The following is a 20234-nucleotide window of genomic DNA, read 5'->3' as shown; positions in this document are numbered from 1 at the left end:
TAACGACTAGGAGTTAGTTGCTAATTTCAAAAATAACGCTTTGTTCTTGTTCGAGAAACCCGAATGTCATGAGCGCATCACCGCTGACATCCGGCTTTGCAGTGACATTCAAATACACTTCGTCACTTGCGCGCTTATTTAAGGTAGCGGTGACTAAGCTGTTATTGATAATCCACGTACTGGCATCAGTGACGTTAATGTTGTCGCTAAAACCAGTGTAATCTGCATACACACGTATTTCGGTGCTTTCACCTGCATTTAAGCTGATAGTTTCGCTATTGTCGTTTATAAAAATAGCAGATAACTCACCTTCTTGCGCAGAAGTGACTGACAGGCTGATGGAGTCTTGTACAGAGTCTGAGCAGCTCGCATACACCAACCCATCCCCTTTTTCAGTTGCCAATACGGCGCCACTGAATCTTGGGTTTGTTTCGATATAGGCGATAGCATTGTTATTTTCAGCCCAATTCACACCCGGCGTAACATCAACACTTTGCTCGTTAAGCGTGCCACGCACTTGCAAGGTTTCGCGCTCACCTAAATCAAGGTCTAAAGACTCATAGCTCTGCTCGTCGCTATCGACAAAACGAATGCTGGTGATTTGTGTTGGCGCGGTTGTGAAACTGAGCTGGTTACTGTTTGCTTGTGCGTAGGAGGCGCGCACTTGGAGATCATCACCACTGCTATCAGAGGTATATAAAACACCAAAATCATTGATGTAAGCCGTGGCACTGCCTGCCACTTCCCAGGTCAGCTTGTTGTTATCCACGGTACCTTGATACCCATCATCATAGGTGACGGCGGTGGTAATTGTGTTTGGTTGACAGGCATAAGCACGGGCACTGTTTGCGCTCAAGGTCAGGCTCGCTACTTGAATGTCTTTAATAGATACTTCGATGCTTTCACTAACGTCATTGATGGTTGTCGCAGTGAAGGTGACTAGGCCTTGTTCAGTGTCACTTTGAGCTTTAGCGGTGATTTTACCCTCGTCATTAATGCTCGCAAAATCAGGGTGTGAGGATTGCCATGTCACCTCTTTGGTAATGTCGCGAGAGTCGCCTTTTGAGTCCACCCCAGTGGCCTTGAGTTGCAGCTCATCACCAGGCTCAATACGAATGCCACCGCCAGTAATGGAAATGCTTTCAATAAGTTCACCAGATTGTCTTTGGCGCTCTTTCTCGAATGCGGTGTTAATGCTGTTGGCATTGTCATTGTCACTGCAGCCACTGAGCATGCCTAAACTTAAAAGCAGGCTGCTTGCCAATAGAGTTTTATTCATTGCTTTATCCTTAAAAAACATAACTCAGACCAACGCCCCACGCGTCAATGAGGATATCGTCTTTGTTATAACGCTGCTGGTAATCGGCATTAATACGAAAATTATAGGGAAGGTCATAATTTACTCTGCCTCCCCAAGCAAAGCCTGAGAATTCTTCTAAGCCATCATAGACACTGGGCTTGCCACTGAAGAGCACTTCGGTACGCGCATAACCTAAGGCTAAATCGACGCTAAAACCATCGTAATTCGGTGAGCGAAAGCGAAAAAATGCGCTGTAATTTTGGTCGATGTCCGTGGTGACACCTAGAAGATCGTCGTCGCTGCTACTCACTCCGCCTTGAAGCTCAAGGAAAATACCATTGTAAAGTTCAGCACCTAGCTTAATATTGTTCACCGTGGGGGAGGCGCTATTGCCATCAAAATCGGTGCTTAGTTGCAGATAATCTGCACCGATATAATATTCATTGGCGTGAGCGTAATTGCACGCGAGCGCCAAGCCTAAGCACAGCAGTTGCTTTTTCATTGTGTCTTCCTTCTCGAGATGATCCACAGCAGTGTATCAAAATTGTATCTAAAGTGGGTAACAAGATGTAACCTAAATTTCGCCAACAGGCTATGCTAGGAACGCAGCGCCCGAGGCAAGATAGTGCGGCCTTTATACAAGGGGTTAAAAATGATAACTCACGCCTAAACCGTAGCTGTCGAGCTCAACTTCGTTACCCAAATCACGTGATGTGTAATCAAGCGCAACATGCCAGTTAGGGTTCACGGCGTAGTCAATGCGTGCAGAATAGGCAAAGCCATCGTCAGAGATACTTTGGTTAAGTGCTTGATTAGTTAAATCTACTTCGGTGTGGGCATAGCCTAATCCTAAATCAAAGGCAAAACCACGATGGCGAGGGGTGAGTAAACGTACAAACAATGCGCGGTTAGCGCTTAACTCATAAGTGGTACCCTCAACCATGTCATCATTGTCGTAGACACCCAGCTGTGCCTCCAAAGCAATTTGTTCAAAGATAAATACACCACCGCGTAAATTAACGTGGCTAAAATCTGCTTGTCCGGGCGTGCCGACAGTCTTTAAATCCATTAATTGATAATCGCTACCAAGATAAAAGTCCATTGGGTTTTCAAAAGGACGATTGTCGGCATGGGCATTCAGGCAGGTAGCGGCAAGCAAGGCACACAGGAGCTTATTCATAACATTATCCCTGTTGTAGTGAGCAAAAAATTGTATGCAAAATCCTAACTTAATGATTTAGCGAAGTAAATGGATGTACTCTGTGGTGCTAACACAGCAAACAATAAAAAACCCAGCGCTAGGCTGGGTTTTGGTGCATCACAATGTTGAACTGTGGCTGTTATTGATTCGCTTCTAACTCTTCGCGTTTAGCGCGAATTTTTTCTTTCAGCTCTTCAATCTTTTCTTTTGTTTCTTCTGATAATTCACCGGCACCTTCTTTTGACTCTTCCCAAGCTTGCTGGGCTAGATCTTTAGAATCGGCAACTAAATTATCTAAATGTGTTTTACCTTCTTCACTGGCTACGGCAACAAGTGCTTGTGTTTCGTTAACAAGCTCATCAAGTTGCTCACCGAAAGACTCATCGTGCAATTGCGCGCTAAGATCTTTAGCATCTGCAACAGCAGAGTCCCATGCTTGGCTGATCTCTTCTTTTGCTTCGACCGCACTGTCTTTCGCTTGCTCTTTTGCTTCATTAGCATCTTCACAAGCACTCAGTACCAAGGCACTGGCTAGAACGGTAATAACAGCTAATAATTGCTTCATTGTGTCTTCCTCTTTGACAAAACCTGGGCTCAGTATAGCGGTAAAAATATAAATAGAGCATGAATTTGCTACTTTTATCTGAGCAGTTGTGACCGTGCACCATTTCGAAGCAGCGCTGTGCACTGATGGCGCAATGACTGCACCGGATTATGCGAATAAAAATTTAAGGTACTGAACACGAAAAGAAAAATAGAGTTGGCACTAATTCTGCGGCGGTCTTTGCCAAGCAAGGGGTTGAGGAGCACCGACATGGGCATTAGTTATCTGAGCGTGATTGAACGCTATCAAGAGCATCATAGCGTCATCACACCCTTACTCGATGCACTTATTCAGTCTTTGCAAGCCCACCCGCAGTGGCAAAACCAGCCACACCTTGCTTTTGCTAAGCTATGCCAACATTACCATTTTGCTGAGCTGTGTTATTTACTTGATAGTAGCGCAGTACAACTGAGTGCCAATATCGATAGCAAAGGGAACACCATGCACGGGCAGGGATGTAGCCGAGCCTCTCGGCCTTACTTCACGGCGCAGCAGCAGGGCCAATTTACACTCAGCGAACCTTACATCTCTTTAGCCACCGGCAACCTGTGTGTGTCGGTGATGGCCCCTTGCCAACAAGGTAGCGATAACAAAGGCTATGTAGTGGTTGATATTCACCTCGCTCAGCTGGTGGAGTATGTGATGGGGGACCGTTCTCGAAGCCGTTTTAGTGGCGTATTTAAAGCCGGCTACAGTGTCATTGTTATGAGCTTATTTACACTGGTATTAGTGCTTATGTACACCGTTAGCATGGAAATTTGGCACTTATTGCTGAGCCTAAATGGTGATAGCGACCCGCTGCAGCCTTTTGGCATTATTATCTTTATTACCTTAGCGTTATCCGTATTTGACTTAGGTAAAACCATCCTCGAGGAAGAAATTTTAATGCACAAAGATATCTTCCGTCACAGTTCTACGCGACGAACAATTACGCGATTTATTTCCACCATCCTTATTGCCATCTCCATTGAAGCGTTATTGACCATGTTCAAGGCTTCTTTGGGGCAGACAGAGTACACCACTGCCGCGCTGCTGATGATGCTGAGTGTGATGGGGTTGCTGATAGGGCTAGGCGTGTATGTTTATCTAGGTGCTAAGGCAGAGCTGCTGTTAATACAAGCTCAGCGAGCTAAAAAAGGCAGTTGAGGGCGTCTCTACTATACTTGTGGCAACGTTTACGCGGGCCTTGGGAGCGGTGAGCTATGTATGACAACTTAAAGAATCATCAGCACTACACGGTGATTCTTTACACCCCAGATAAAGACATCGACCAGCATGCGATTGATGTGCTTAGCAGACACTTTGACCATATTTTGGTTACCAGTGATAAGCAGCAACTACTGATTGCTGTGAGCCAATCTCCCGCTGTAGTTGTGTTTATGTCTTTTGAGCATTTTGCCGACGCGCTGCAGTTTTATTACACCCATTTAGAGCCAATGCAGCGCACGCCGCCCACCTTTAAGGTTGCCTACCTTATTGCTCGTAAAGACGAAGCGGACGCCTATCATGCGTTTGCCATCGACGCTATTGATGACTACGTGGTGGTGCGCCCGCTCTACGAGGTACATCGGCCGATATTAGTTGCAACCACCTTAATGCGCCAACTAGGTGTGATGGCAGCGTCGAAGCAAGCTAAAAAGGCCCATTTTCAGCAGCTTCACCTGAGCGCTAAGGTAGAGCAGCAAATGCTTGAAGGGCTGCGACATAAAAAAGCGCTGAAAGAGGCATTTACTCACTCTATAAATGAATTACAAGCGCACATTATGGACCAGTCCCAGCACTTGGGTGATGACGGCGAACAGGTTGATGTTAAAGAGGTAAAGGCACTGCTTTCGCGGCTATGCTCCAATGAGTTACGGCCTATGCTGCTCCATTTACAACAGCAAGCTTTAGATCTTCTGGAGCAATGCTTGCACTGTAGCAGTCAGCAAAGCGGTGACACTGTTGATACGTCGAAAGCGACAAACGAGTCGGTGCAGCCCTGTGTCAAAGATGCCAAAGTCAATGATATTTTACTGGTGGATCACGATGAGGTGTCGTTGCAATTAAGCGCCCGCTGCTTAGCGCATTATCAGTGTCAGGTGGTTGAAGTACTTAATGGCCGCGAGGCATTGAAACTATTACAACAACACGCATTTGATTTAATCGTGCTGGACATTAACCTTGATGACTCCGATGGTATAAACATCGCTTATCAAATTCAGCATAACCAAGGCACTAATCAGCAAACGCCCTTGATATTAATGGTTAAGCAGCTGTGCAGTGTAACTAAGCAGCGCGCAAAAGACGCGGGTTTTGAGGTACTGCTGGAAAAACCTTTGACCATGAAAAGCTTAGATGCGGCGCTTATCCAGCTGCAGCGCCGTCTGGCGCTAAAAGAATGAGCGCTTTTTTATAGTGATAAGTTGTACTAGCTCATACCTGTTTTATAGTTGAATTGGAAAGTTTAAAGCCGCGTAAAATACATGATTATGGGTGAAAAGCTGATGCTCATCTATTTTTGCTCTCTATCCTGTTCAAAAACTTTGCTTACATATACGCTCCAATGAACGCCAAAAGTAAAATGTTGGTGCCGGCACTTCATTCATTTTCATTAGTATCACTAAAGCAATCAACGTAGTCGGGTAATCGGGTAGCCTTATCAATTGCTAGACGATAAGAGAGTCGATAAGTAACGTCCTGTACAGTAGGGATTAAAGTGCCTGTTACTTCTAGCCAATTGCCACTGCAATTATCCATGAAATTGATGTTGTTCGTCGGCTCTACCAGTAACACTGAGATGGCTGACTCGGTGTCGTTTATCCTTTCGTGCGCAGGAGATAGGAATAAATAGGGCTGACCTATCTGTGAATAAAAGCCTTTTAAGCTAATACATTTTCGTGAAAACTTCTGTGGGTTAGCGATAACTTCAGTCACCGATGTGGTGTCGAAGTGTGCTTGTACTTGCTTGTCAACGGCTATGGCTTGGCTAGCAAAGCCAGCTAGTGTTGAACTTATTAGTATAGGAGCAAGTATGTTCATGAAAGTCCTTTTAAATAGTAGCTTTTCTTTCCAAAGAGATTTGTATTAGGCAATAAAAAACCCCGCGCCTTACAGCGCAGGGTTGTTATTGGTGGAGCTGGGGGGAGGCTACCTCACGCTGTCTTTAAGCCCTTTAATAGTCTTAAATAAAGGTTTTATGCTCGCCTTGGTTCCCCGAAATGGTTCCCCGAGCTGGGTTTTTCTTGATTCAACTCCCCATTTGGGAACTGAAGCGATGGGTAAAGCACTCCGCAACTTCCGCCACACGGGATAGATTTCTCTAAGTAAGAAGTCCGTGTTAATGTAATTCCTTACGTTATACCAAGGGAAGTCTATGAAAAGCATTGAAATATTTGGAATTTGTATATGTCTGATGCTCGCTGGAGGAATCTTATTTAGCGCGGTTGACTCCCAATTCAAAGACACTATCTACTTATTTGGCGCTTTGGGAGGTATTGTCGGTGGTGGTTGTGCAGCTTTGGCTCTTTTTATCTGGAAAAAGCAAATTTATTACAATAGGAAGTTAGAGGTCATAGAGGTAGCTTTAAAGGTTCAATTTTTGGCGAACAGCTACGTTAGAAAGGTTGTCAAGATAGATGATTTTTGTAGGTATGCTGTGGACCCTTCGATAACTGAGATAAAGCACCATATTGGAATGTTTAATGAGGCACAGGCGAAAGACACTAATCACTTTGACTTAGCGCTGAATGAGCTGAAAGGAAAGGCAGCTATGTATCAACGCCTTACTAATGATAGAAAGATAAGTGAGTTATCAAATGAAATCATCGCTGCAGCAATTCAAGTAAAGAGGTATAGAATTCCTTATGATATAGACACAACGGAGGAAATAAGAAATAGAGCTTTTAAGCTCCAAGAGCTCGTTGATATCGTTACTAAATTTAGATCTAAGTTCGAAACGCATATAGAAAAGAATAACTACTAGTCAAGCATTCCTTAAGGGTATACCCATAACGAACTTTTAGCATGAACCGAAAAGTAGTTCGTTTAGACTTGATCTTCCATGAACTCCATCGTAGGATGCAGACCTCTAGACCCTAAGTGAACTATTGGAGGTGTAATGACAGTTCATCGTTATGGCTATGCCCGAGTCTCAACCCTAGACCAGTCCACCAGCATTCAACGAGAAACCTTAGAGGCAGCCAAGTGCGACCGTATCTTTGAGGAAAATGCCTCGGGAACAACTCGAGAAGGCCGTTCGGAGTTATCCCTTGTCCTCGAGGTCTTAAGGGAAGGTGATACGCTTGTCGTTACTAGAATCGACCGTCTAGCTCGCTCTCTTAAGGACCTACAGGACATAGTCCACGACCTTAAATCTCGAGGCATTCACCTTGAAGCCACAGAGCAACCCGTCGACACAAAGACAGCCGCAGGAAAAGCATTCCTTGATATGCTAGGTGTCTTCGCGGAGTTCGAAACGAACCTTCGTAAAGAAAGGCAACTCGAAGGTATCGCTAAGGCGAAAGCTAAAGGTGTTTATAAGGGCAGAGCGCCACTCTCCGACGAGAAAAAGGCTAAGGTAAAGAGAATGTATTCAGACGGAATTAAACCCGCTCAAATCGTCAGAGAGACAGGCATTGGTAAAACATCAGTCTTTAAGATAATCAAAGAGATGCGCGAGAACCAACCTCAGAAATAGTCCCACTCGTGGGAGCTTCATTGTCAAAGCCATAAATCCATCGTAAGCTCCCGCACTTTCGATTAAGGAGTACGGAAATATGATCGATCAAACACACCTAGTTCAAGACATTTTAGTAGGCGACGAGACCGTCATTGAAGACTGCGAGATCTACAACATGACCCACGTCGGTCACGTCGATAAGTGGTTCGCCACGAACGCAGACACAGCGGTAGAATGGTTAATCGACAAGAAGCCCGCGATAATCTCCCATTTTGGCTGCTGGGTCGGTATTTCTGAATAGCCCCCGAGGGTCTGTATTTTAAAGTGTTCCTATAGGACCCTCCAAAGAACCCCCTAAGTCGTCCCGAAGCACTGCTGTACGTGGTCTTTACGCCGCTTAGGGTCTGACTTTTTATTTTTTTATTTATAAGGAGCAGAACCTCATGGGCAGAGCCCGTAAAGTCCCCTTATCGACCATTCTCCCAGTAAAGGAAGTAACCGCAAGGGAGCCCTTAGACTCAGGTTCCAAAGCTAAAGCGGAGGCCCTCGAGTCCCTCACGGAAGAACACCGTAAAGCCATTGCCAGCGGAACAGAGCGGGACGTTATACCCGCAGCTCAAGGACCTTCGATCGGGGCCTCCATTCCACCGTTGCTTGTAGCTAAGCCCCCTAAGGACCTACCCGAGAACTACAAGAATAGAATTACCGAAGACACGTTAGTGCTGGTGGACGGCTATCAGCGTTATAAGGCTATTAAGTCTAAGCATGGCCTCGAGGTACGAGTCAGCATTAAAGAAATCGAGGGTAACTCAATGAATGACCTCATGCTGGCAGCCCTCGAGGCAAACTATCAACGACCCTTAGTTATAAGTGCTAACGAGAAGAAAACCCACGTTTTTAGACTCCTCCTCCTTGGGGCTCATACCGAAGGGGCCGATAGGCTGATGAAGAAGTACGGGGATGTGTTCTCTCGCTCCACATTAGCTGAATACATATCCCTTGCTAAGTTCGCAAGGACCGAGGCCAACCTCAAAGACCTTCCCCCGAATGACGTAAAAGTAGCCCTCAGGGGGGCAATTAAAGATACCCTCGGGGATCTCCTAAAAATTAAGTACGACGCTAAGGGGTATCCGACGAAGTCGACTGTAAAGGCATGGAGAATGGTCCTCAAGGGTGGGGACATAACGCCCTTCATTGAAAGAGCCGAAAAGGAACAAGAAAGGACGAAAAGCGAAGCTAAATCTCTAGCTGGAGACTTATCCTATATCTTGAAGGGAGCAAGCCCCAAGGCACAGGTTCAAGCTTTGTCGATGTATCTAACGAAGGCCAAAGAACAGCTCGATAGCAAGCCAGACGACTCTTTTCTCGAATATTTCGGAGAAGACTAACGGTTATGCCTTGGGAAGGCTTACGGGTCCTTTCTGGGGCTGTCCTCGAGGGTAATTCTGGCCCCGTTGTTCAAATTCTGGGGGCCTTTGGGGCAGGGTTTATTTTGTTCCTAGCTCCGGACCCTTTAGCGACGGGATTCCCAGAGGTTTAGACCTAAAGGCAGAGTAAGGCTCTAGTGAATGAACCTTAAACACACAATGACCAGCCGCGAGATCGCGGAGCTAACGGGGAAACGTCACGACAACGTCGTTCGAGACGTCGAGGCTATGTTTAACGCCCTCAAAATTGAGGCGGTTGATTTTTTAGACAATTACGTCGAGGCGATGTTTGCCGCCCTCAAAATTGAGGCGGGGGATTTTTTAGACACCGAAGCTATGTTTACTGAGCTGAAAATTCAGCCGAGCGGCTACCTCGACAGTTACAAGGATTCGACAGGCCGCACCCTCAAGCAATACCGCCTAGACCGCGACCTTACGATGACCCTTGTCACGAAGTACGACACGGCTCGCCGCTATGCCGTCGTTAGACGTTGGTGGGAACTCGAGGAAGGCTAGGGCCTCCTTTTGCCCTCCTTGGGCTCTACGTTTAAGCCTTGGTACGTAATCTGATTAAGCAGCTCGGCCTTTTCTACAATAGTTAATCCCACAGAGTAGGTCCCATAAGTTTCCCCTACTTTCTCGTGCCCTGTTATCTCTGCGGCTTGATTATGGTGTAGACCTAAGCGCTCGAGTAAGGTCGACAAGGTTTTCCTCAGTGAATGAAACACATATCGTTCGTCATAACCTAAAGACCTTTTTAGTCGTCCGAATCGCTTCCCGATAGCCGATGAGCGCTCCCCATTGCTTGTTATTTTCTCTTTGGGCAAAAGGTAGCCGTCAGGACTGCTCTCCACTAGAGAATTGACTAGGGGAAGAATGTCGTTATGAACAGGAATATCGCGAAGACCAGCGTTAGACTTTGACTCGTCAATCGACAAAAAGGTTATGCCGTCTTTGGTCTTAACGTCTTCCACTTTTAACTGAGCTATCTCCTCGATCCTTGCGCCTGTGTAGGCCCCGAGAAGGATTAAGTCATGTAAGTTAGCATCGCCGCTTTTACTCTTTGCCTTAGCCACCAGCTTGATGACGTCTTCAACTTCCCACGCTTGACGTTGTTCTTTGCGGCTGGCCTTTTTCTTCTTACTATACTTGTGTCCTTCAAAGGGATTAACGCCTTCGGGGTCTAAGTGGCCCATACGCATTAGGTAGTCATAGAACGAGCGACAGGAACCAATGAGGCCCTTAATTGTGGCTTCGGCTTTCCCTTCGGCTTCTTGTTCAACGATCCACCTTGCGACCTCAGTCTTCTTAATAGGTAAGACAGGGAATTTATCATTGAGCCTCAATATCGCTGTGTGCCTTTGTTTTATTGTCCGTGGGATTAACTTCCCTTCTTGGGACTTGAGCCATTCTTCAAGGTAGGTCGTACAGGGGAGTGACTCACCATAGACTATGTTCGATAAAGTCCTAGCCGCGTCAGGGCCTTTCCTATCAGCAATTAGATCGAGGTACTCCGAGAATTCATGCTCTTTACTCCCTAGGCCCAATTCATGGACCTTATGGATGTAGAGTTGACCGTCCTCAGATCGGGCCTTTAATTGCGCAATGAGAGGCGCTTCTCGACGTTTTTCCGCCTCAAGCTCCCGTTTCCATTGGAGTGCGTCCTTAACGGCGCTAGACGCTCCTCTCGCTTGTTTAATCTGTGCCTTCCACTCGAGTATATAAAGGGCGGCTCGCTTTTGGGCGATATGAATATCGTCAGTTTCGAGAGTTTTCCAGAACTCAGACTTACCGATTACCTCGCGCACGTCCTCGGGAACCGTAAGACGAGCAAAGTATGTATTCCCACGAATAGCTATCCCACGGTAGCCACTTGGTCGCTTCCATTTAGCCATAGTACCTTAACGTGTTGATTTAACTTGGGAGTATTTTAGATTAAAAGAGGTTCCCCGAAAAGGTTCCCCGAATGAGTGGATAAAGAAAAACCCTAAGCTATTGATTTTACTCGTAACTTAGGGTTTCTCTAGGTGTTGGTGGAGCTGGGGGGATTTGAACCCCCGTCCGAAAAACCTCGACCATCGGTCCTACATGTTTAGTGTCGTCTTTTGGTTAACCTTTGAGTCTCGGACGCACACGATAAACAAAGGCGAGGCCGCTTAGTTTTAACCCTTCAACCCCGGCCAGGGTTTCCGTAGCGAGTCTGTGTAGGGTGACACTTCAGAACCGGGTCCACAGACATACACCGGAGAAGTGCTAGCGGGCTATTATGCCGCTAGAGCGTAGTTATCGTCGTTTGCGATTACTTTAAAATGCGGCTTTTTTACGAGGCCAACCGCACCTCGACATGCACCTCAGGCGTCTTGAATCCCGTCGAATCCTAATCAGCCCCTGAAATACGTTTCAGTATCCACAAGTATAACTGAGAGCATGACCCTACTACAAGCGAAAGCAACTGAATTTCTTATAAATCAGGCGTGTTTGCCTATTCCCTGTGCAAAACCAACGCATTTGCTATAACAACTGCGAAAAGAGTATGAACAATTACTTAACAATTAAGTATGAGTATGGTCAAATAGCGCTCGATGCAAAAACACTAATAATAAAATCGTGCCCACTTGCTGGGCGCTTCTTGGAAGTAAAATAACGTGTCCCTATTTGCCTTTGATAAGCTCAGTGGCGAGGTGAGCTTAATTGATCATCCCATGAATGGCTCAGTACCTGCCAGCGCTACCCAGCTTATGGAATTACTGGCGCAATCGCCTTACGCCGACTGCGAAATCCTTGATGCCAATATCGCGGCATTATTTAATCCGTCTAAGTCTAACCAGTCACGTGTTGTAGCGCGGGCAGTCAATGCTCGTCTGAATGTTAATATCGATGAACCACTGATGATGGCAGAGGGTGAGCTCACCTGCGCTCGTGGTGGTGAAATTTTGGATTTAGACAACGCTGTGCGCCAACTTCGTGAAGCTGGAATTAAAAAAGGTATTAGTCGTAAAGCGCTTGAGTTGTTGCTAGCAAAGCAGTTTGAGCTGCCACCAGGGGGGCGTGCCACGGCAATTGTTGCTGTTGGGCGTAAAGCCAAAAGTGGTGAAGATGCACGTTTTATTCGTCTATGCGCCACTGCTCAAGATCGCGTTTTATGTCCGAAAGAAGCTGAAAATGGCAAGGTGGATATGCGCGACCTTGGCGATATTATTACTGTGAAGCCGGGTAGCCCGTTAATGCAAAGAGTGCCAGCAACGGCAGGGGAGCCTGGGTACAATTTATTTGGTGAGCAACTTGCGCCTAAACCTGGTCGACAGTTTCCGCTTGAGGTCATGGAAGGCACGCGTCTAGATAGTGACAATGAGAACCTCTTGGTGGCCGACGCTGTCGGGGTGCCGGTTGCACTTGCTCGGGGTGTGCGAGTGGACGACGTGCTGTGCTACGACTTTGTTGATGCAACAACGGGGCATATTCGCTTCGAGGGCAGTGTGATTGTCAGCGGCGATGTAAAAGATGCGATGCAAATTGTCGCCACTGGTGATATCACCGTCTTGGGCTTTGTCGAATCGGCAACGCTACAAAGCGACAATGAGATCACCGTCGTTAAGGGCGTGATCGGACGCAAACGAGACGAGTCTGAACCCTGTAGTTGCCGTATTCAAGCTAAACGCAGTGTCTCTATTGGCTATGCTCAATACAGTGATATCCAATCGCAGCAAGATATCTTTATCGACCGCCAAGCACTGCACTGTGAGCTAAGCGCTCGGCGCTTAATTCGTGTTGGCCGGGGCAAAACCCCCCGAGGCAAGTTGATTGGTGGTTTTGTCAGCAATGCTTTGCGCATAGAAACTGGCGAGTTAGGCGCGCCATCGGGTACACGCACTAAAGTGTATCTGGGTCAGTATTACTATGAACTAAAACAAAAGCGTAAAACCTTGGCTGAACAGCAAAAACGCATTAACGAGAAGTTTGCTGCCTTACAGGTGCTTCGTAAAAAGGCCTTAAAAGAGGCGGATAATGACAAACGCAAACGTCAGTGTGCACATTTGGATAAGCATGAAGCTCAGTGGGTGGCCATCAAGCAAGGGTTAGAGAAGAAAAAGCGACTCGTGCAACAGCGCATTAATATGTTGTTGGGCACGAGCCGTGTGCGGGTAAATGACTTAATGCACCCTGGAGTGGAGCTGAAAATTGCCCATGATACAACGCAGATATCGCGTATCTATCCGCCGCATTCGGCGCTGTTGAGTGAAGGCAAAATCACTCAACAATTTCCACTTTAAGGCACATGCGGCCTTAGACGCCTTCGCTATTTTCCGGCGGTGTAGGCTCTTCGCTAGTCTCGGTACTAGCGAGCGGCCAGCCTCCCAAGCTTTGCCATTTGTTAACGATAAAGCAGAACAGCTCAGCAGTACGCTCTGTATCATACAAGGCGCTGTGCGCTTGGGCATTATCAAACTCAATTCCCGCAGTGCGACACGCTTTTGCCAGTACCGTTTGTCCCAACGCTAATCCGGCCAGCGACGTGGTGTCAAAGCTTACAAAAGGGTGAAATGGCGTGCGTTTAATTTTACAGCGCTCAATAGCCGCATTTAAAAAGCCATGATCAAAGGCGGCATTATGGGCAACCACCACGGAGCGTTGGCAGCCGGCGTCTTTTTGCGCTTTGCGTACAAATTTACAGATACTTTTCATTGCTTCGCTTTCATCCACCGCGCCACGCAAAGGTGAGAAAGGGTCGATACCATTAAACTCAATAGCCGATTGCTCGATGTTTGCCCCGTCAAAAGGGTCAACATGAAAGTGTTGCGTTTGGTCTAGGTGCAAGTAGCCTTGCTCATCCATTTTTAATGTAGTGACAGCAATTTCAAGCAATGCGTCGGTATTTTTATTAAAGCCAGCGGTTTCCACGTCGATAACTACAGGAAAGAAGCCGCGAAAGCGCTGTGCAAAGCGTGTTGGTTCTGTGTCTGCCATAATACTGCCCAAAGCCAATAAAGGCCGGCTATTATGGCAAAAACTGCGCCATGCCAACAGGGGCTAAGGTAAAATTAATCACGCCATAGTGCCATCAAGTTCGTTTTCTGTGGTACAAGTATTGCATTGCGTTTCGTACACGGTAAAAGCGTCAATGGTTCGACGAGGTATGTTCACATCATGATTAGGTTTTCATTAATTGCATTGAGTGTGTTGTTAAGCGCTCAGGCGCAGGCGGCGATGCGCAGCTATGAGGCTTCAGCACAGTCTTCGCATTGGACCTTGGTAGAAAACTCGCGTTTACAGTGCCAACTTAATCATGAAGTTCCCTATTATGGCGAAGCCATATTCCGCGCTCATGCCAGCAAAAATAAAGCCTTAAACTTTAATTTGGACATGGTTGTTCGCCCCAATAATTATGACTTAGCCGCATTGGAAGCGGTGCCGCCAAGCTGGCGCCCAGGCACCCATGCGAAAGCGTTAGCGTCAATGGAGCTACTGCGGCAATTCGATGGCGAGCTCGGTGACAGCACGGCCTGGGAGATGCTCTCAGAGCTAGAGAAGGGCAATCACCCCACTTTTTACTACCAAGACTGGCGTAACACCCGTGATCAGGTTTCGGTGGGCTTATCGTCGGTTAATTTTAAGCAAGCGTATTGGGCGTTTTTACAATGTCGTGACGGATTATTGCCTTTTAGTTTTGAAGATATCGCGTTTACGGTGATGAACTACAAGAAAAACTCTAGCGAGTTGACCAAATCATCGAAAAAGCGCCTCGCACAGATAGGTGAGTACCTCAAGCATGACAAAGAAATAGAGTCGGTGATGATCTCAGCCTACACCGATAGCTATGGTGGACGTTGGAATAACCTCGAACTTTCTAAACGCCGTGCGGCGGCGATTGCCGAGTATATTAAAGAGTTAGGTGTAGATGAAGGTAAGTTGGTGACTACGGGGTTTGGCGAGAAGCGCCATGTGGCTCCAAACGAGACGGTGATTGGTCGCGGCAAAAACCGTCGCGTAGTGATTCAAATAGCTAAGCCATAAGGCTCATCAGCGTAGCTTATTCGTTAGCGGCGCTGACCATGGCACTGATTTCTGTCCACTCATCACGTTGATACACACTAATGCGTACCGGGTGGCCGTTTACATCATAAAACAAGGTAAAGCGGCCAATATCACTGGTAATATTCAACGGTTCACCCAGCTTGCTCTGATAAAAATCAGTGACTTCGTTGTCAGTAAGTCGAGTGAAACCATCAAGCACCATGGGGTATTTCTTTTCCACGGTCATGCGGGTGGTAAAATCTTCTGGCAAAGGTAGCAAAGACAAGTCCGCATAGGCTAGGTTGCTCGCCGCTACCAAAACACTTCCTGCAAGGGTGGTAGCTAGTCGGCGAAAAGCGTTATTCATGGTTTCACTCCGATTATAAACACATCTTTATATTATAAAATTTAACCTATATTTAACCAAAAATCACTTTATTTGTCCGCGCTTTAGGTCGCGAATAATAAAACGGGCAGGGTGCAGGGCCTGATCGACACGATTTGAAATCGGTAACGGCTCGTCACATAGGCTGGCAACTAAGCTCTCAGCGCACAGGGGAGCCGTGCATAAGCCCCGCGCACCTAAGCCAGTAAACAAGTGTAAACCAGGGTTTTGATGACGCAGTGGTTGCTGGCCTTGCCACTGTCCTCTAGGTAGCAATGGGAAGGCCGCCATATAATCGTCTTGTTGCGCATATTGACCGATAATAGGCAAATGGTCGGCGAGGGTTGCGCGAATAGCGACTTTGGCACCGTTAATATCCTGCAACTCTCGAGTCCAGTCGCAATCACCATAAAACCCGGTAAATTGTTGCCAATTAGTGCGATCATCAGCATCGCGAATATCCCGCGCTTGGGTGTCTTTTTCAAAGGTTGCACCCATACAATGGCTGCCATCGTGAGCCGGTGTAAAATACCCTTTGTGGCAAAGCACAGTGTTGAGCTTGCGCGAGTTATCGCTGGCGCTCAGGTGTGACACTTGACCGCGCACACTTTGTAGCGCCAACTCGTTCTTTGGCAACAGCTCAGTGGAGTGCTCCCCCATACAAATAAATACATCGCTAAAATCGTCATAGCTCTGGTTTTTGCACAGCAACTGCCAACGCTCACCCACGCGATTAACAGCCGTAACCTGAGTGGCAAAATGGATGTCGATCTGCGCCTGCTGCTTGGCTTGAGTGACCAATGCCTGCACCAGTTCCACGGGGCTAACCCAGCCCGCATCAGGGATGAATAAACCACCATAGGGAGTATCAATGCCGGCAATATTGCTGGCTTGCTTCGCATCTACACCCTGTATCAACCACTGCGGCCAATTGTTCTTACTGAGCAAGTTGGCATGGCGTTTTTGTCCTTCCTCTTTAACGCCTTGTAGCAGCACGCCACACCATTGGTGGGCAAAATCAACATCGTTTGCCAGTTGCTCGTACAAGCGCTTGGCATATAAAAAGCTGTGCGCGAAGAGCTCACTGGAGGGCGATACATCTGCTTGCAAGTGCGGATACACTGCGCCTTGTTTGTTGTGTGACGCACCTTGAGCCAGTTCGTCGTCAGCGCAAAAGAGGGTGCAAGGAATATTGCGTGCCGTTAACCGATGAGCCAATGTCGCCGCAGCGATGCCACCACCAACAATGGCAACCTTATCTAAGGGGCGGGTATGGCGAACAAATGGCGCCGGAACATTGGTGGTCGCGGTGGTATGTTCAAGCTCACCCACTATCATCTCGCGCTTGCGGCCATAGCCTTTCACTTTATTCACCTTGAACCCGGCTTGCTGCAGCCCTCGGCGTACAAAGCCTGCAGCGGTGAAGGTGGCAAAGGTGGCGGCTTCGCGACCAAGATGTGCCATAGCATCGAACAAAGACTGCTGCCACATATCAGGATTTTTACTCGGGGCAAAGCCATCTAAAAACCACGCATCGACGAGACCATGCCGATTGAAGTTCATCTGCTCGATGCTATCAAGCACATCGCCAATCCATAAATCCAAGGTAACTTCGCCAAAGTGCAGGCGATGGCAGCCAGGCAAAGCCTCGGGGTACTGTGCCACCAGTTGCTCACTGTAATGGCTCAGTTGCGGCCAGGCTGCTAGAGCCCGGGCTAAATCCTGACGCTGGATAGGGAATTTTTCAAAGGAGATAAAATGCAGCCGGGTGGCTTTTTTCTCTGTTTGGGTGGCAAAGCGTTGCCATGCATTCAAAAAGTTTAAACCCGTACCAAACCCTGTTTCGGCAATGACAAATTGCTCGCGCGGATGACTGCATAGTCGCTCACTGATGTGGTTATGCTGATAAAATACATAATCAGATTCTGCCAGGCCGTCTTCATTAGAGAAGTAAACATCGTCAAAATCATCGGCGACGGGAGTGCCACAGTCATTAAAATGGATTTTAGCGTGGGTAATCATTTTAGCTCTTTGAGTAAGTCTTTGCCCACTATTTTAGCGACTTTACAGCGGTGCGTATATTGTCACTAAAAGATCATCTCGGGCGCTTGAAAATTTCAGTGTACATATGTACGCTGGAATGACCACTTCGGAATCAGTTTCCGCGTAAACTATACGCAATTTAGATCTAAGCTAAGGTAAATTCTCATGAGAAGAGCCGTCATTACGGGTATCGGTGTTGTTTCTAGCATCGGTAATAACAAAGAAGAAGTACTGGAATCTCTAAAAACGGGTAAAAGTGGTATTGCCTTTAACCCTGAATTTGCAGAATACAATTTGCGTAGCCAGGTCTCTGGCCACATTGATATTAATGTTAAAGATCACGTTGACCGCAAAGCCCACCGCTTTATGGGTGATGCAGCAGCCTATTCTTATATCTCAATGGCTCAGGCCATTGCTGACGCTAAACTCACCGACGAGCAAGTGTCTAATGAGCGCACCGGATTGGTTGTTGGCTCTGGTGGTGGCTCATCGAAGTATCAGGTGGAAGCCGCCGATATTCTTCGCGAGAAAGGAGTTAAGCGGGTAGGCCCATACATGGTTCCACGCACCATGGCTAGCACCACCTCGGCGTGTTTGGCCACGCCGTTTAAAATTAAAGGTGTGAATTACTCTATCAGTTCGGCCTGTGCCACCTCGGCGCATTGTATTGGCCATGCGGTAGAGCAGATTCAACTAGGCAAGCAAGATGTTATTTTCGCCGGTGGCGGTGAAGAGCTGCACTGGACCCTTGCGATGGAATTTGATGCTATGGGCGCCTTGTCGACCAAGTATAACGATGCGCCAGAAAAGGCGTCTCGTACTTATGATGCTAACCGAGATGGCTTTGTCATCTCTGGTGGCGGCGGTATCGTCGTGGTTGAAGAGCTAGAGCATGCATTGGCCCGTGGCGCGCATATCTACGCCGAAATTACCGGTTATGGTGCAACTTCTGATGGCTTCGATATGGTGGCACCATCGGGCGAGGGCGCCGTTCGCTGTATGAAACAAGCGATGCAAAACCTGCAGGGTCCTGTCGACTATCTCAATACCCACGGCACCTCAACGCCAGTAGGTGATGTCAAAGAGCTCGGTGCAATTCAAGAGCTATTTGGTGAGCAGTCACCGGCTATTAGCGCCACTAAAGCAATGACGGGTCACGCGCTCGGCGCAGCCGGTGTTCATGAAGCGATTTACTCTTTGCTCATGCTAGAGAATAACTTTGTAGCGCCATCTATCAACATTGATGAGCTGGACGAGCAAGCAAAAGGTTTGGATATAGCCACTGAGCGCCGCGATGTGGAGCTTAATACCGTGATGTCGAATAGCTTCGGCTTTGGCGGTACCAACGCCACATTGGTGATGAGTAAATACAAAGGCTAATTTTGCTGCTTTGTTAATCATAAAGCCACGCAGATGCGTGGCTTTTTGCTTTGTGTGCCAAGGGCGATTAGAATGGCGCTCCAAACTGGGCTGGGATAACTGCCATGAAGATATTAGCTGATCAAAATATGCCTTTGGTGGATGCATTGTTTTCACCGCTGGGCGATGTCGAGCGCTTCGATGGGCGCACACTCACAGCGGCACAAGCGCAGCATGCCGATGTACTGCTAACGCGCTCGGTGACCCAGGTGAACGAGCAGCTGCTAGATAGCAACACGCAACTCTCTTTCGTTGGCACGGCGACCATTGGTATCGATCATATCGACCAAGGGTATTTGCAAAACCGTGGTATTCCTTTCACCAATGCCCCAGGTTGCAATGCCATTGCGGTGGCAGAATACGTGCTAAGTGCCATGCTGGTGTTAGCGCAGCAACAACAGTTTTCGCTATTCACCAAGAAAGTAGCTATTGTCGGTGTCGGCAATATTGGCCAATGCTTAGCCGATAAGCTCGCCGCCATCGGTGTGCAAACCTTGCTGGTTGACCCGCCGCGTGCCGCGCGAGGTGACAGCGGCCAATGGTACGAACTAGAGCAGGCGCTAGCGCAAGCAGACATCATTAGCTTCCATGTGCCCTTGGTAAAAGAAGGCAGTCATCAAACGCGGCACTTACTCAATGCCGAGCGCATTGCGGCTTTAGCCAGCAACAAGGTGATCATTAATGCCAGTCGCGGTGATGTGATTGATAACGCTGCATTGCTTGCGCGTCAGCAAAGTGACAATGACCTGCATCTGGTACTAGATGTGTGGGAAAATGAGCCGCATATTCTTACTGAGCTGATGAATTATGTGGATTTAGCTACGGTGCATATTGGCGGTCATACCCTCGAAGGTAAAGGTCGAGGCACCTTTATGTTGTATCAAGCGTTGTGTCAGCACTTGGGGATTCGCGCTGAAGCCACCCTCAGTGAGCTGCTGCCGACGCCGAGTTTAAATGAACTCACATTAAGCCCTAGTTGGACATTGCAGGAGCTTGGCTCGCTTGTGCACCTTATTTATGACGTTCGTCGCGATGATGCCATTATGCGTCAAGCACTCGCGACAGAGGGCTTTGATAGCCTAAGAAAGAATTATCCGGTTCGCCGTGAGCTCAGCACTTTGCGGCTGCGCGGTGATAACCCTCACCTCAGTGCGCTGGCTGCACTGGGGTTCAGTATTTAATG

General features: G+C 47.6%; 20 protein-coding genes and 1 other RNA gene. 11 read left to right on the top strand and 10 right to left on the bottom strand.

The genetic code is table 11. The features are described 5' to 3' along the window. Positions 1 to 13 precede the first annotated feature (13 nt). The 4 genes from MHM89_RS15320 to MHM89_RS15305 form a co-directional block, all read right to left on the bottom strand. Positions 14 to 1279 (bottom strand): hypothetical protein, encoded by a 1266-nt coding sequence (locus tag MHM89_RS15320; RefSeq protein WP_138588700.1) that lies wholly within the window; start codon positions 1277 to 1279, stop codon positions 14 to 16. Positions 1280 to 1289: 10 nt separating this feature from the next. Next, positions 1290 to 1802, bottom strand: a complete 513-nt coding sequence (locus tag MHM89_RS15315) for an outer membrane beta-barrel protein (protein ID WP_045978143.1) — start codon at positions 1800 to 1802, stop codon at positions 1290 to 1292. A 144-nt stretch (positions 1803 to 1946) separates the two neighbouring features. Beyond that, positions 1947 to 2480, bottom strand: a complete 534-nt coding sequence (locus MHM89_RS15310) for a porin family protein (protein WP_239409160.1) — start codon at positions 2478 to 2480, stop codon at positions 1947 to 1949. Positions 2481 to 2640: 160 nt separating this feature from the next. Continuing rightward, positions 2641 to 3066: a hypothetical protein gene (locus MHM89_RS15305; RefSeq protein ID WP_022945666.1), complete on the bottom strand. Its 426-nt coding sequence runs from the start codon at positions 3064 to 3066 to the stop codon at positions 2641 to 2643. Between the two features lie 249 nt (positions 3067 to 3315). Here MHM89_RS15305 and MHM89_RS15300 point away from each other — a divergent pair, with 249 nt between their 5' ends. After that, on the top strand, positions 3316 to 4251 hold the full coding sequence (locus tag MHM89_RS15300) for a PDC sensor domain-containing protein (protein ID WP_239409159.1): 936 nt from the start codon (positions 3316 to 3318) through the stop codon (positions 4249 to 4251). A 56-nt stretch (positions 4252 to 4307) separates the two neighbouring features. Then, positions 4308 to 5489 carry a response regulator gene (locus tag MHM89_RS15295; protein WP_239409158.1) on the top strand — a complete coding sequence of 394 codons (1182 nt, stop codon included), beginning with the start codon at positions 4308 to 4310 and terminating at the stop codon, positions 5487 to 5489. 196 nt (positions 5490 to 5685) lie between these two features. Here the strand turns inward: MHM89_RS15295 and MHM89_RS15290 are convergent, their stop codons facing one another. After that, the gene (locus MHM89_RS15290) at positions 5686 to 6126 is read right to left on the bottom strand and encodes a hypothetical protein (RefSeq protein WP_239409157.1); all 441 of its coding nucleotides are present in this window, start codon (positions 6124 to 6126) and stop codon (positions 5686 to 5688) included. 334 nt (positions 6127 to 6460) lie between these two features. Here MHM89_RS15290 and MHM89_RS15285 point away from each other — a divergent pair, with 334 nt between their 5' ends. From MHM89_RS15285 to MHM89_RS15265, 5 genes are all read left to right on the top strand, one after another. Further along, positions 6461 to 7069, top strand: a complete 609-nt coding sequence (locus tag MHM89_RS15285) for a hypothetical protein (RefSeq protein ID WP_239409156.1) — start codon at positions 6461 to 6463, stop codon at positions 7067 to 7069. Between the two features lie 135 nt (positions 7070 to 7204). Further along, positions 7205 to 7783, top strand: coding sequence for a recombinase family protein (locus MHM89_RS15280; RefSeq protein ID WP_239409155.1), 579 nt, complete (start codon positions 7205 to 7207; stop codon positions 7781 to 7783). Between the two features lie 79 nt (positions 7784 to 7862). Then, complete coding sequence (locus tag MHM89_RS15275; RefSeq protein WP_135924098.1) at positions 7863 to 8066, top strand: hypothetical protein; 204 nt, start codon at positions 7863 to 7865, stop codon at positions 8064 to 8066. A 142-nt stretch (positions 8067 to 8208) separates the two neighbouring features. Continuing rightward, positions 8209 to 9153: a hypothetical protein gene (locus tag MHM89_RS15270; RefSeq protein ID WP_239409154.1), complete on the top strand. Its 945-nt coding sequence runs from the start codon at positions 8209 to 8211 to the stop codon at positions 9151 to 9153. A 180-nt stretch (positions 9154 to 9333) separates the two neighbouring features. Then, positions 9334 to 9708 (top strand): Rha family transcriptional regulator, encoded by a 375-nt coding sequence (locus tag MHM89_RS15265; protein ID WP_239409153.1) that lies wholly within the window; start codon positions 9334 to 9336, stop codon positions 9706 to 9708. Here the strand turns inward: MHM89_RS15265 and MHM89_RS18930 are convergent. Together MHM89_RS18930 and ssrA are read right to left on the bottom strand one after the other, a co-directional pair. Further along, complete coding sequence (locus MHM89_RS18930) at positions 9705 to 11087, bottom strand: tyrosine-type recombinase/integrase (protein ID WP_343224231.1); 1383 nt, start codon at positions 11085 to 11087, stop codon at positions 9705 to 9707. The genes MHM89_RS15265 and MHM89_RS18930 overlap by 4 nt on opposite strands. A 136-nt stretch (positions 11088 to 11223) precedes the next feature. Next, positions 11224 to 11581: a transfer-messenger RNA gene (ssrA, locus tag MHM89_RS15255) on the bottom strand. A 256-nt stretch (positions 11582 to 11837) separates the two neighbouring features. Here ssrA and MHM89_RS15250 point away from each other — a divergent pair. After that, positions 11838 to 13463, top strand: a complete 1626-nt coding sequence (locus MHM89_RS15250) for a FapA family protein (protein ID WP_045978130.1) — start codon at positions 11838 to 11840, stop codon at positions 13461 to 13463. 13 nt (positions 13464 to 13476) lie between these two features. Here the strand turns inward: MHM89_RS15250 and rnt are convergent, their stop codons facing one another. Next, positions 13477 to 14157 (bottom strand): ribonuclease T, encoded by a 681-nt coding sequence (rnt, locus tag MHM89_RS15245; RefSeq protein WP_239409151.1) that lies wholly within the window; start codon positions 14155 to 14157, stop codon positions 13477 to 13479. A gap of 180 nt (positions 14158 to 14337) precedes the next feature. On the opposite strand from rnt, the gene MHM89_RS15240 reads away from it, so the two are divergent. Continuing rightward, positions 14338 to 15204 carry an OmpA family protein gene (locus MHM89_RS15240; RefSeq protein ID WP_239409150.1) on the top strand — a complete coding sequence of 289 codons (867 nt, stop codon included), beginning with the start codon at positions 14338 to 14340 and terminating at the stop codon, positions 15202 to 15204. Positions 15205 to 15220: 16 nt separating this feature from the next. Here MHM89_RS15240 and MHM89_RS15235 read toward each other — a convergent pair whose 3' ends face one another. Then, complete coding sequence (locus tag MHM89_RS15235; RefSeq protein WP_138547863.1) at positions 15221 to 15571, bottom strand: hypothetical protein; 351 nt, start codon at positions 15569 to 15571, stop codon at positions 15221 to 15223. Between the two features lie 63 nt (positions 15572 to 15634). Beyond that, positions 15635 to 17611, bottom strand: coding sequence for a bifunctional tRNA (5-methylaminomethyl-2-thiouridine)(34)-methyltransferase MnmD/FAD-dependent 5-carboxymethylaminomethyl-2-thiouridine(34) oxidoreductase MnmC (mnmC, locus tag MHM89_RS15230; RefSeq protein WP_239409149.1), 1977 nt, complete (start codon positions 17609 to 17611; stop codon positions 15635 to 15637). 186 nt (positions 17612 to 17797) lie between these two features. On the opposite strand from mnmC, the gene fabB reads away from it, so the two are divergent. Next, positions 17798 to 19012: a beta-ketoacyl-ACP synthase I gene (gene fabB / locus MHM89_RS15225; protein WP_022945657.1), complete on the top strand. Its 1215-nt coding sequence runs from the start codon at positions 17798 to 17800 to the stop codon at positions 19010 to 19012. A 104-nt stretch (positions 19013 to 19116) separates the two neighbouring features. Beyond that, positions 19117 to 20232 carry a 4-phosphoerythronate dehydrogenase gene (locus MHM89_RS15220; protein ID WP_045978127.1) on the top strand — a complete coding sequence of 372 codons (1116 nt, stop codon included), beginning with the start codon at positions 19117 to 19119 and terminating at the stop codon, positions 20230 to 20232. Positions 20233 to 20234 lie beyond the last annotated feature (2 nt).

The organism is Pseudoalteromonas sp. CNC9-20 (genome assembly GCF_022347875.1).
Taxonomy (GTDB): Bacteria; Pseudomonadota; Gammaproteobacteria; order Enterobacterales; family Alteromonadaceae; genus Pseudoalteromonas; species Pseudoalteromonas ruthenica.
This window is presented reverse-complemented; position numbering and strand designations above follow the sequence as displayed.